Origin of the sequence: Schaedlerella arabinosiphila, assembly GCF_003885045.1 — a bacterium.
GTDB lineage: Bacteria > Bacillota > Clostridia > Lachnospirales > Lachnospiraceae > Schaedlerella > Schaedlerella arabinosiphila.
Genome location: NZ_RHJS01000002.1, coordinates 651512 through 664704 on the forward strand (window position 1 = coordinate 651512; position 13193 = coordinate 664704).

Below are 13193 nucleotides of genomic sequence, written 5' to 3' on the forward strand. Positions count from 1 at the left end.
AAGGCAGAATAATGACGATATATTTATATGGGGAATGCCAAAAAATAGAAGTTCTCCCCAAGTTGAAATTGAGGAGGTTATGAAATTGAAACAACGTATTCTATCAGTTGCTTTAGCGCTGTGCTTAGTGCTTTCGTCTCAGTCGGCGGCATACGCATGGGACACTCCGGCGCCGGAAGCTGATTATATGGAAGAAGCTACATTCGGATTGGATCAACGCGATAGTGTAATCCCGACTCCGACGGAGGTCTATAATGCAATGATTGCACTGAAGGAGCAGGATGCTTATAAGGAGGGGACAACTTGGACCAATGATGAACCTTATTCGGACTCAAAGGGATATTACAGGTGGAAAGGTGGAGCTCTTGGTGGGTCAAATATTGTTGCTGTAGGCTGTGTGGCTTTCGCTTTTATACTCAGCGATGCGGCATTTGGCAACCTTCCGGCTAGGATGTATGAAAGGGACAAATTTAAATATGAGGATATTAAAGTGGGAGATATCCTTCGGGTAAATAATGATGTCCATACTGTAATCGTACTCGAAGTGAGTGATGTGGGTGTTGTTGTCGCTGAAGGAAATATCTCTACAGGAGACCACCAAGGTAAAGTACATTGGGGGCGGACAATCTCTAAGGACGAGGTAATGAGCAGCACCAGCCATTATATCACTCGTTACCCGGAAGGCTATGTTTCACCGGATGATCCCTCTGCCAACGAAATAATTGACAGTGGAACTCTTAATGGAGGACTTTCTTGGAATCTGACGAAGGCAGGTACACTGACCATCACCGGCAGCGGTGCTATGCCGGATTACAGCAGTGCTGTAGAACAACCATGGAATGATAAAAGCAGCCAAATTCGGAAGGTTGTTATCGAGAATGGCGTTACCAGCATCGGTTCCTGCGCTTTTTGGAACTGTGGGGTTCTCGACGTAGAGATTTCTTCAAGTGTGACAATGATTGGTAATAGTGCTTTTCGCGATTCTTCGATCATTTCCATGACGATTCCATCCAGCGTAAAAACCATCGGTGATAGTGCTTTCCGTGGGTGTGGGAATCTTAGTTCAGTGACTGTTTCAGAAGGGGTGGAAACCATTAACCAAAATGCCTTTTATGGCTGTACAAGTCTTACATCCATATTCCTGCCGGCCAGTATTGAAGAGGTGGGGGCTGCGGCATTTTTCCAATGCACGAAAATGACAAGCGCCACATTTGCTGCTGGCAGTAAACAGGTGAAGTTGGGCGATAATATATTTACGGGTTGCTACTATTTGATGGATGTAAAACTGCCTCAGAGTATAGACCGCATTGGTGAAGGGATGTTTCAGAACTGCGGTTTACTTGCCAGAGTAGAAATTCCGCAAGGAGCGGAAAGCATCGGAGGGTCAGCATTTGCTTCCTGTACCGGATTGCGCGAAGTTGTAATTCCTGTAAGCGTAACAACGATAGAGATAGCTGCATTTGCCAAATGTTCTCTGACCGATATATACTATACCGGCACCGAGGCACAGTGGAACAGCATCAGTAAAATCGGTGATACAGAAGCAGCAGTGTCAAAGGCGACGATACATTATAATTACGTCCCAGAACAGCCGACACCGCCCGATCAGCCGAATCCGCCCGCGCCGGATACGGATGAGCCGTTTATTGAGAACGAAACAGGCAAGAATGGCTGGGAAGCCATTAAGAATGAAGCTGCAAATGCTTCTGATGGAAAGACGATTGACGTAAATATGAACGGAGTATCCGTTGTACCCGGTTCTGTGCTTGACAGTATGAAAGGAAAGGACGTTACGATTTCCTTTGATATGGGAAATGGGATTGTCTGGTCTGTAAACGGCAGGGATGTTACAGCGGATCATGCAAACGATGTGGATTTTTCCGTACAGGTTGGGACATCGGACATTCCGCAGAATGTGATAAAGAATGTGGCCGGAAATCGTCAGACAGTAGAGCTTAATCTTGCTCACAGCGGTGATTTTGGCTACAGCGCGGTACTTAAGACCAATGTGGGTGCGGCTCATGCGGGATTATATGCAAACCTGTTCTATTACAATGAAAGAACCCGCAAGCTTGAATTTGTCTCTAATGACCAGATAGAAGAAGACGGCACTGCAGAACTGAAGTTTACACATGCATCCAGTTATGTGATTGTGATTGATAATCAGGTCATGGATGATGGAAACGGAGGCGGCAATGGCGGAGGTAACGGCGGCGGCTCTTCAGGTGGCAACGGAGGAGGTTCTTCCGGCGGCAGCGGCGGCTCTTCAGGAGGCAGCGGAGGAGGTTCTTCCGGCGGCAACGGCAGCGGCGGCTCTTCAGGAGGCAGCGGCGGATCGTCCTCTCCTGGCGGTAGTTCTGGTGGGACTTCTTCAGGAAATACTGGCGGATCTACATCTGCAGGCGGCACCGGAACGCAGGGAACAGACAGACGGTCTCCCATGACCGGTGAATAGGACGCCTTATTCGGCGGATTCAAAAGAAAACAAATCAATCAGATTGATCCAAAGGGAATGCTTGTGCCGGGGCGGTTACTGTTCACACGGTGCCGTGCACTTGCTGCACGGCGTCCGGCCAATAAAGTAACATTTGCCATAATATCCAGCCCCTCGCCGAAGGCGACTTAAAATGGGCTGGATACTGTTACTGGAGCACCCGAAGGGTGTGAACAGTAACCCGGGGCGCAGGCATTTCTTTTTATACCATCGTATTTACTTGACATATTCCGTATCCCCCTGCTATAATGCATCTACATATCAGGGAAAACAATGTCTTTTTATATCCATGTATTCAAAGATACAGCTCTGTATTTTATCAATGAAATTCCCAAGTATGGAAACCGCAACCAAATAAGCGCTTAGTATTGCATTGGAAGAAACAGGGGGCTAAGTTACATGTTACTGATGATTTCTGTGAATTTCTGTCAGAAAACACTTGCATTTTCTCTTCAATGTCATACAATTGAAAGGAGAACAAATGAAAAGAAAACTGGAACAATTAAATCTGCTGGATGATTTTTTGTTTGGGAGCATACTTTCCTATCCGGAAATCGGGGAAGAGTTCTGCAGGAAAATTTTGAAGATCCTGCTCAATGTGGATATGGATAGGCTGCATATCGTCCCCCAGAAGGTCTATTATGGCTCAGATACCGACAGGCATGGCGCACGCTTGGACGTCTACATTGAAGAGGAAAAAGGGACAGGGACAATCTATGATGTGGAGCCGGACAAAAATGATGACAGGGAGCTGAAACTTGCATTACCCAGGCGGGTCAGATTTTACCATTCCAAGATTGACGGCCGAAGCTTAAAGGCGGGGGATGATTACTCGAAGCTAAAGCAGGTGATTGTTTTGAGGATCATGTCATATGATCCCTTCGGCAGAGATCGTGTGCTGTACACAATCCGGAGCAAGTGTGAAGAAGATCCGGATATGGATTACGACGACGGCGCGGCGACCTGTTTCTTTTATACAAAAGGAAAAAAGGGCGAATTGTCGGAGGAAGCACGGGAGCTTCTGCGCTATATGGAGGATTCCAGTGCAGGCAATGCACAGAGCGAGCGGCTGAAAGAGATCCACAGTATGGTGGAGACGGTCCGGCAGGATGAGGAGGTGGCGTTAGAGTATATGAAGGTATATGAAAGAGAGCAGATGATTGAGAGGCGCGGAGAAAAAATCGGTGAGAGGAGAGGGGAGATCAAAGTCGTCCGGAATATGTCAAAGTCTATGACGCCGGATCAGATTTCGGAAGCCTCGGGACTGGAACGGGAGTATATCCAAAAAATCCTGATGCATATACGAAATAATCCGGAAGAGTCAGATGCCGGGATTGCGGCCAGGATACTTGCCGGTGATTGAAAATGAACCCAAAAGCATGATACAAAAAGATTCAGAGATCAGGCGGCCCCCATATTGATCAGGGGGCTGTTTTCATGTCATCCTATGCAGAAAAACTGCTAACAGCAGGTGTCGTTGCTGCGAACACCGTAGGGCGGGAGCAGTGCCTAAAATTCGCGGCTATGAATTGGTGAATGGTAATTTACACTTGACACATTCCGGAATCCCCTGCTATAATGCATCTACATATCAGGGAAAACAATGTCTTTTTATATCCATGTATTCAAAGATACAGTTCTGCATTTTATCAATGAAATTCCCAAGTATGGAAACCGAAACCAAATAAGCGCTCAGTATTGCATTGGAAGAAACAGGAGGCTGACAGTTACATTATTACTGACGATTTCTATGAATTTTTGTCAGAAAACACTTGCATTTTCTCTCCAATGTCATACAATTGAAAGGAGAACAAATGAAAAGAAAACTGGAACAATTAAACCTGCTGGATGATTTTTTGTTTGGGAGCATACTTTCCTATCCGGAAATCGGGGAGGAGTTCTGCAGGAAAATTTTGAAGATCCTGCTCAATGTGGATATGGACAGGCTGCATATCGTTCCCCAGAAGGTCTATTACGGCTCGGACACCGACAGGCATGGCGCACGCCTGGACGTTTACATTGAAGAGGAAAAAGGGACAGGGACAATCTATGATGTGGAGCCGGACAAAAATGATGAAAGGGAGCTGAAACTCGCATTACCTAGGCGGGTCAGATTTTACCATTCCAAGATTGACGGCCGAAGTTTAAAGGCCGGGGATGATTACTCGAAGCTAAAGCAGGTGATTGTTTTGATGATCATGTCATATGATCCCTTCGGCAGAGACCGTGTGCTGTACACAATCCGGAGCAAGTGTGAAGAAGATCCGGATATGGATTACGACGACGGCGCGGCGACCTGTTTCTTTTATACAAAAGGAAAAAAGGGCGAATTGTCGGAGGAAGCACGGGAGCTTCTGCGCTATATGGAAGACTCCAGTGAGGACAATGCACAGAGCGAGCGGCTGAAAGAGATCCACAGTATGGTGGAGACGGTCCGGCAGGATGAGGAGGTGGCGTTAGAGTATATGAAGGTATATGAAAGAGAGCAGATGATTGAGAGGCGCGGAGAAAAAATCGGTGAGAGGAGAGGCGAGATCAAAGGAGAGATCAAAGTCGTCCGGAATATGTCAAAGTCTATGACGCCGGATCAGATTTCGGAAGCCGCGGGACTGGAACCGGAGTATATCCAAAAAATCCTGATGCATATACGAAATAATCCGGAAGAGTCAGATGCCGGGATTGCGGCCAGGATACTTGCCGGTGATTGAAAATGAACCCAAAAGCATAATCCAAAAAGATTCTAGCTGTGCGGTGCTAATCCGACAGCTCACTTGCATTGCAACCGCACAGTAGGAAAAGATTCAGAAATCAGGCGGCCCCCATATTGATCAGGGGGCTGTTTTTTGTGTCACTGTATACATGAAAAACTGCCGGCAGCAGGATTTCCGCATATATTCAAGCTCCATGATTCGGTGCAAAGGCGTCTACCATGGCGTTCACAAACGCTTTCCCATGAGAATGCGCGGAAGGGTTGATGGCGATCATGGTCAGCGTCAGGGGCTTTGCGTCCGTTACCTCGATCACCTTGAAGCGGGAGCTGGTGAAAAATTCCTGGGCTACGATCATAGGGTTGAGGGTGCAGCGCAGATTGGATGCAATGTACTGCTTGATCAGGCCCAGCCGGACCGTAGAGTTGGTCAGCAGGGGACTGAAGCCGGCGGACTGGCAGCTGGAAATATAATAGTCAAAAAGGGCGGAATCTTCTTTGGAAAAACAGAAATATTCATTTCGGATTTCCGACAGACGGATGGAATTGTACCGTGCAAGCGGGTGCCGCACATTGACAACCAGGGAAAGAGGAGTCGTCTGCAGCGGATAAAAAGAGTACTCCGCGGGAATATCCCAGAGCTCCGAAAATCCGAAACAAATCTCGATCTGCGCATTTTTGAAAAAAGTGCTGTTCATCTGGGCATGGGAACACTCCAGTGTTTCGATGTGAAATCCCGGGATCTGCTGTTCAAACTGGATCATATTGACAGCAACAGGGGAATAGCTGACATTGAAAAAGGTAGCGATCTTTAAGCAGGAGGCACGCCTGGCAGAACCGGTTCGGCAGATATCCTCCATCAGATCCAGCTCGGACAGAATCCGCTCCACATGGGGCGCAATGGCGAGTCCCACCTCTGTGGGCACGGTGGCCGAGTGAAAGCGTTTGAACAGCGTAACTCCCAGCTCATTTTCCAGAGACCGGATCTGCTTGGAAAGCGCGGACTGTGAGATATAGATACTGTCCGCAGCCTTGGAAAAACTACGGTGGGTATAGATGGCCTGAAAACATTGCAGTTGTTCTGTACGCATGGTGGATACCTCCGATTTTTAAATTGCGGGAACCGTTCACAGCCGCAATTGTACGCTGCAATTCATATCCCAGCGGCTGCAAACAGTAACACAATAAACAATATCACACTTTTACTGCCTTGACCAGATACTTCCTGGATTTCGTGGTAATTGTGCGACGATTAAAATGTATTTATTCCATTTTGGAAATTTTGTGCGTGGCAATCGGAAATCATCTATAAACTGATGTGTGATATAATCAATTTCATAAACAAAGAGCGTGGCCGCGCATCAGAGATTACAACTTGGAAAGGAGCAAAAACATGACACAATTAAATCGCATGCTGGACCCCAGGGGGTATCAGGAAAGAAATACGATCACCCTCGCAAAGAGGCCGTCTCTGGATGAACTGAAAAACGGGAAGATCCTGTTTTACAACAACACAAAGCTGGGGTTCTGCAATTATTACACCGTATTTGACAGAATCAAGGAACGTCTGGTGGAGATTGGCTGTGATGAATCAAAATGGGTGGAATACACGGAAACGGTACGCGGCAAAAATGCTCAGAGACTGGCTGAATACGCGGCAATGCTTGCCGAAGAAAAGCCTGCTGCGGCAATCGTAGCATTTGGGGATATGGGAACCTCGTCCTCCACCACCGTGCTGACCATGGAATTAGAAAAGATCGGAGTGCCGGCTGTCTACATGACGGCGCCTCCCGGAACCGCGATCACGGAGGGGGTTGGAGTATACCGGGCAGGAAACCTCTGCATGGCGTCCGTAGACATTTACCAGGCATCCACTGTAGAAGATGTGGCGGCAGAGGTGGATAAAAAATGGGATTATATCCTGGCGTCTCTGACGACAAATGGAGAAGAGCTGAAGAAGCTGGCGCATATCGACCTGAAAATGGATCGGGTCGCGCCTGCGGCAGACGGACTGCTCCCATTTGTGCCTGAACGGAATGAAGAAAGCGACGCGGAGCCCGGCGCTTATCTGGAAGAAATCATGGATTATTTCCATGCAGAACACATTTCCGACGGCCTTCCCATTATCCCGCCCACGAAAAGGCGTTATGAGGCCATGCTGGAATACTGCCCGTGGGATGAGGACACAAAGCTGGTGGATCCGTCCGGCCCGTCGGGAAAAGAGATCACCGTGAAGGATGTGGCGGTTGCTGCCGTGATGGCAGGATGCAAGCCCAATGCGATGCCCGTACTGGTGGCGGCCTTTAAGGCATTGAACAGCCCGCTGTACAACTTCAACCAGTCGGTAACCACCTCCCATCCCGGCGGAAATATGTGCATCGTTTCCGGCCCCATCGCACAGGAGCTGGGGATTTCCGGAAGGCAGGGCTGTATGGGGCCCGGATGGCCGGCAAATGCATCCATCGGACGTGCCATCAACCTGGTGATCATGAATGTGCTCCGCTCCGTGCCCGGCGTCTGCGACCTGGACTGCATCGCTTCTCAGGCGGAATTTACCTACTGCTTCGCAGAGGAGCCGGATCTGGCGCAGTGGAATATGATCAACGAAGATCGTTTCGATTCCAAAACCACCACGGTTTACCTGCTCAAGGCAGAGCCGCTCCATGATATCATTGACTTTTTGAGCCTCAACGGGCATGACCTTCTGGATACCATTACCGCCTGCTGTACCACGCTGGGCTCCAACAATGCGTATATGCCGGGGCCGCTGGTGGTCTGCCTGACACCGGATCATGCGATGATGCTGAAAAAGGACGGCTACACCAAGGAGATGATCCAGGAGCACATCCACCAATATGTCTACCACCAGACGCCGATGGTCAACGGGCGCGGCCTGATGCCTGTACGCCCGAAGGAATGGGACAACCGCCATCCGCTGCCTGTCACCCGTTTCCCGCGGGATGTGGAAGTGGTCACAATCGGCGGAAGGGGAGGCCACTCCGGCGTGGTTCTGCCATGGGCGCTTCACAGCGAAGGCTGTGTGGAAGCGCTGCGGCTTCCGGATGGAAGGATTGCAGGGAGTGTGGAAGACTTCAGAAGAAAAGTTTGAATTTACTGACTATGAAAAATGACTACCGGGTAACCTAATAGCACGATCAGCTATGGTTACAATACAGGAGGTGCAGAATTTATGAAAAGGAAAAAATGGTTATCACTGGCACTTTGTGTTGGATTGACCGGCACACTCATTCTTGGAGGATGCGGAAATGGAAACGGAGATTCGGGAACAGGAAGCGGACAGACGAATCAGGGGGCAGAGACAAAGGATGCAGGAAATACAGAAGACACAGAGGATAGCTCCTCCGATACAACAGATTACGGCCCGGCCCTCAAACTGACCATGGGCTCCACCGGGGCGGCAGAGGACATCTCAACCCAGTCCGCGCAGAAATTCTGCGATCTGGTGAAGGAGCGTTCCGGCGGCCAGATTGAGATTGAACTGTTTCCGGCCTCCCAGCTCGGCTCTGCAACAGATCAGTTGGAAATGGTTTCGAACGGGTCCATTGACCTGTTCCTGGAGGCGAACCTGATGACGACCTACGGAATTGATAATCTGAAGCCGGCGTCGATCATGTTTTCCACCCGGGGGAAAGAAGATCAGAAAAAACTGATGAACAGCGACTACATGCAGAAAAATTTTGATGAGTTCCTGGAAAAAAGCGGAATCCGCGTGGTCTCATTTGACTGGTACCGCAATGCCACCGCGATCGCGTCCGTAAACAAGATTGAAAAGCTGGAAGACTGTGCGGGTGTGAAACTGCGTGTGCCTCCGGTAAACAGCACGGTAGATATGTTCAACCAGCTTGGCTTCAATGCGACGCCGGTATCCTACAATGAAACACTGATCTCGATGCAGCAGAAGGTGATCGACGCCGTATGGTGTACCGAGGATGCCATCTGGACCATGGGCTTTTATGAGCCGGCAAATTATGTATTCGAGCTGAATGCGGCGGCTGACTGTATGTACGTGTATGCCAACGACAACCTGTTCAGCAGCACCATGACCGACGCCCAGAGAGAACTGATCCAGGAATGTGCGGATGAAGCAGGGGATTATTATACAGGGCTTGCCGAGGGGGCACTGGAAGAAAACCGGAAAAACTGGGAAGCTGCCGGGGTAGAGACCATCACGATCACCGAAGAGGAGCAGGACCGCTGGGCCGAAATTTTCTTTGACTATGCGAAAAAGCAGGAAGCTGCCGGCGAGTGGGATGAAGGGCTGTTTGAAGAAGTCCTTTCGATCAACGGATACTCTGCAGATTAATCTGGCGATTTGCCAAAAGGGTGCCGGATGCCCCGGTACCCCGCTTGAGAAAAGGTGAGGAAATGCCTATATGAAAAAAACAATTATGAAAGGGGTCAACAAGTTTATATTAGTCAGCTATGATATATTGAAAAATATATCCGCTGTCGTTTTATTCGTGATCATTATGGTCACAACGATCAGTATTATCTGCCGATATGTATTCAACAATTCGCTGAGCTGGGCCGAGGAGCTCTGCTGTTTTCTCCTGATCTATCTGGCTTTTATGACCGCAGGTCTGGCAACAGTAGAAAAAGCCCATGTCACGGCGGACTTTATCAGCGGTTATATCAAAGGAAAAGCAAAGCTGGTGCTGAACTGGGTGATCCGGCTTCTGGAGATCGTATTCTTTGTTGTGATTGCCTATGCTTCGATTACACTGATGCCGACGACAAAGCAGATCAGTCCGGCATTGGAGATACCGCGCCCGTGGTATTATGTACCGGTTGTGGTGATGTGCATTTACATGGCCTTTGCGGTGATCACAGATCTTTTGAACGAGCTGTTTCCAGGCTATAATTACTGGCGGCAGCGTCAGGATGAGCTGGACAAGATTGCCGAGGCTGAAGAAGCTGCGCTGATGAAGGAGTCTTTGGAAAGCGTGGACGAATTTATGGATGAGCAGGAAGGGGGCAAAACAACATGAGTTCAGGTATGATTATCGTGGTTGCCGTATTTTTGATATTACTTTTTGCCGGGTTCCCGTGCCTGTTTGCACTTGGCCTTCCTGGAATTATCTGGCTTCTGATCAATCCGGGAGTGCCGTCGTCCATGCTGGCTACAAATATGATGGGCTATCTGAACAGTTTTACATTATTGTGCCTGCCAGGATTTATGTTTGTAGGACGCCTGATGAATACCTGCGGTATTACCGATCGGCTGTTCCAGTTCTGTACGGCGCTGGTGGGGCGTTTCCGCGGCGGGATGGCTTACTCCAATGCGGTGACCAGCATGCTGTTTGCATCCATGTCCGGTTCTGCGATTGCGGATGCAGGCGGGTTGGGGCTGGTGGAAATGTCTATGATGAAGCGCGCCGGTTATAAAGCGGATTTCGCAGCCGGAATTACAGCGGCGTCCAGTATCATCGGCCCGATCATCCCGCCCAGTGCGGCGATGGTTATGGTTGGTACGATGGGAAATATTTCTGTGGCCAAGATGTTTGTCGCAGGAATTTTTCCGGGAGCTATGACGTGCGCGCTGTTGTGCCTGAATGTCTGGTTCCGGGCACATTTTACAGCAGAAGGGAAGGAATGGCCCTGCACAAAGGTCAGCGCAAAGCAGACGATTCGCTGTACATTGCGTGCGATTCCTTCACTGGGAACGTTTATCATTATTATGGGATCAATTATGGCGGGGATCTGCACGCCGACGGAGGCGGCCGTACTTGCTGTCTGGTATTCCATCTTTTTAGGGATCATCTACAAAAAAGTAACTCTGAAAGGTCTGTGGGAAACCTTAAAGGCGACTGCAACCACCTGCGGCCCTCTGTTTGTCATTATGACAGCGGCCAGCATTTTTACATGGATTCTGACGAGAGAAGGGCTGTCGAATATGATCAGCTCCCTGATGGCGCAGTACAGCGGCGTTGTCAGCGACAAGGTGATCGTGGCGATCTGTGTTGTAGTATTCCTGCTCATCGGATGCTTTATTGATTCCAGCTCCGCAGTATTGCTGCTCAGTCCGGTGGTATTTCCGGTCATCCGGGCCTTCGGCATTGATCCGGTTTATTTCGGAGTACTGATGGTGTATGCGCTGATCATCGGCGTGATCACACCTCCATTCGGGATCTGCCTGTTTGTGGTATCCGGGGTGGCCAAGCTGCCGGTCAGCGCGGTCACAAAAGAGGCGGTTCGATATCTGCCGATGATGATTCTTCTCTGTATCATCATGATCCTGTTCCCGAATATTGTGACTTTCCTGCCGAATCTGCTGTTCTGACAGAGCTGCAATTTGCGGCAGGCTAATGTGAGAATTGTAAAAAAATGCATGTTCTGTGTATATTTATAAACAAATTGTATTTCACAAAAGAAAGGAGTATATTTTTATTATGGAAAGAAAAAGTTATGACGTTATCGTATGCGGCGGTGGAACTTCCGGTACTGCGGCGGCGGTTGCCGCGGCGCGCGGGGGCGCGAAAACCCTTCTGATCGAGAGGAACGGGGCGCTGGGCGGACAGATGAATGTTTCAGGCCCTCCGGGATTTTCCTATGCGAATCTGTTCAACGGCTATGACGAGCAGGTGATCGCAGGGTTTGCAGAAGAAATGCACAGCCGTCTTTTGAAGGAAGGACACGCATATAAGCACGACCTGAATCTATACCGCACCCATTCCGGATATACATTTTCCTATGTAGATCCTGACTGGTGGGGGCTGGAAATCTTTGAAGTCATGACGGAGAATAAGGTAGATCTGCTGCTCCATACGCTGGTTGTGGATGTGCAGAAAAACGGAGACGCGGTCAACGGCGTAATCGTGGAAAATGCCAACGGACGTCTGGTCATTGAGGCGAAAGTTGTCATTGACTGTACCGGTGAAGGGGACATTGCGGTTCGCGCAGGCTGCGACTATGAACTGCTTCCCAGGGAGGAGTGCGAACCTCAGACCGTATGCTTTACTATGGGCGGCGTGGACTGGGATAAAATGATTGATTACATCCATGAGAACCCGGATCAGATCCTGTACTCCGGCCCGGACGAAGGGCAGTGCGGGGATTATCCGAAGCGTTCCCTGGAAGAGCATTACGAGATCATGAGAAATATTACGAATATCATGGATTACGGCGATCTGCGGGGCTTCTATAAGATCATGGACGAAGCACTGAAAAATGGGGACTGGCATGAATATTCCGGCGTCGGTTTCTTCCTGATGCCCCGTGAAGGCGGAGAGATCCAGGCTCATATGCAGCACAGCAGCCAGGTTCCGAACTGCTGGAGCTGTGACGCATGGGATCTGACAAGGGCTGAGGTAGAGTGCCGCCATCAGATCATCATTGCCCTGAAATTTTTCCGCAAGTATATGCCGGGCTTTGAAAATGCGTATCTGGTGCGCACCGGTGTGGAGCTGCGCCTGCGGGAAGGCCGCCGGATCATGTGCGACTACAAGATCACCGGAAAAGACGTGGTGGAAGGCCGCCGTTTCGATGACTGCATCGGAAAGAACCAGTTTGCGGCAGGGGCCGTTCATGTGGCCAATAACCAAACCATTGAAGTACGTTCCGGCGAAGCGCTGGGCAAGCCGCCGAAGGGAGGCACAAACGATATTCCGTACCGCTGTATGGTTCCGCTGAAAGTGGAAAATATGCTGGTAGCCGGAAAACACGTATCCACAGACCGCGCCGCATACATGCGTTTCTTGATGCAGACCGTGGTAACCGGACAGGCCGCCGGCGTTGCGGCAGGGCTGTGCGTGAAGCACGGAGTATCTCCGCGGGAGATCGAGCAGGAAACATATGTAAAGGAGATGCAGGAGATTCTCCGCCAGCAGGGAGCAATCCTGGACGGTGTACATTAACGGTATCGTGCATTTGCTGCACGGATTCTGATACTCCATAGATTGGTAAGCTCCCTATGAACATACTGCCATTGATAGGAAACAGGGCTGTCCTGAAGGTCGTTTTGGGGACAGCCTG

At 49.6% G+C, this 13193-nt stretch carries 9 protein-coding genes; 8 read left to right on the top strand and 1 reads right to left on the bottom strand.

Annotated elements, in window-relative coordinates:
• Positions 1–79 precede the first annotated feature (79 nt).
• The 3 genes from EBB54_RS03530 to EBB54_RS03540 all read left to right on the top strand — a co-directional run bounded on the left by EBB54_RS03530 (position 80) and on the right by EBB54_RS03540 (position 5202).
• On the top strand, positions 80–2455 hold the full coding sequence (locus tag EBB54_RS03530) for a leucine-rich repeat domain-containing protein (protein ID WP_162307072.1): 2376 nt from the start codon (positions 80–82) through the stop codon (positions 2453–2455).
• Positions 2456–2975: 520 nt separating this feature from the next.
• On the top strand, positions 2976–3857 hold the full coding sequence (locus EBB54_RS03535; protein WP_125126380.1) for an Rpn family recombination-promoting nuclease/putative transposase: 882 nt from the start codon (positions 2976–2978) through the stop codon (positions 3855–3857).
• A 451-nt stretch (positions 3858–4308) separates the two neighbouring features.
• Positions 4309–5202, top strand: coding sequence for an Rpn family recombination-promoting nuclease/putative transposase (locus tag EBB54_RS03540; RefSeq protein ID WP_125126381.1), 894 nt, complete (start codon positions 4309–4311; stop codon positions 5200–5202).
• 187 nt (positions 5203–5389) lie between these two features.
• On the opposite strand, the gene EBB54_RS03545 is transcribed toward EBB54_RS03540, so the two are convergent.
• Positions 5390–6292, bottom strand: a complete 903-nt coding sequence (locus EBB54_RS03545; protein ID WP_125126382.1) for a LysR family transcriptional regulator — start codon at positions 6290–6292, stop codon at positions 5390–5392.
• Between the two features lie 302 nt (positions 6293–6594).
• Here EBB54_RS03545 and EBB54_RS03550 point away from each other — a divergent pair, with 302 nt between their 5' ends.
• The 5 genes from EBB54_RS03550 (at position 6595) to EBB54_RS03570 (ending at position 13075) form a co-directional block, all read left to right on the top strand.
• Positions 6595–8310 carry a UGSC family (seleno)protein gene (locus tag EBB54_RS03550; protein WP_125126383.1) on the top strand — a complete coding sequence of 572 codons (1716 nt, stop codon included), beginning with the start codon at positions 6595–6597 and terminating at the stop codon, positions 8308–8310.
• Between the two features lie 81 nt (positions 8311–8391).
• On the top strand, positions 8392–9525 hold the full coding sequence (locus EBB54_RS03555) for a TRAP transporter substrate-binding protein (protein WP_125126384.1): 1134 nt from the start codon (positions 8392–8394) through the stop codon (positions 9523–9525).
• 70 nt (positions 9526–9595) lie between these two features.
• Positions 9596–10210, top strand: a complete 615-nt coding sequence (locus EBB54_RS03560; RefSeq protein WP_004069882.1) for a TRAP transporter small permease — start codon at positions 9596–9598, stop codon at positions 10208–10210.
• On the top strand, positions 10207–11502 hold the full coding sequence (locus EBB54_RS03565; RefSeq protein ID WP_004069880.1) for a TRAP transporter large permease: 1296 nt from the start codon (positions 10207–10209) through the stop codon (positions 11500–11502). The genes EBB54_RS03560 and EBB54_RS03565 overlap by 4 nt, the downstream gene beginning before the upstream one ends.
• 109 nt (positions 11503–11611) lie before the next feature.
• Positions 11612–13075 (top strand): FAD-dependent oxidoreductase, encoded by a 1464-nt coding sequence (locus EBB54_RS03570; RefSeq protein WP_004069878.1) that lies wholly within the window; start codon positions 11612–11614, stop codon positions 13073–13075.
• Positions 13076–13193: the final 118 nt, after the last annotated feature.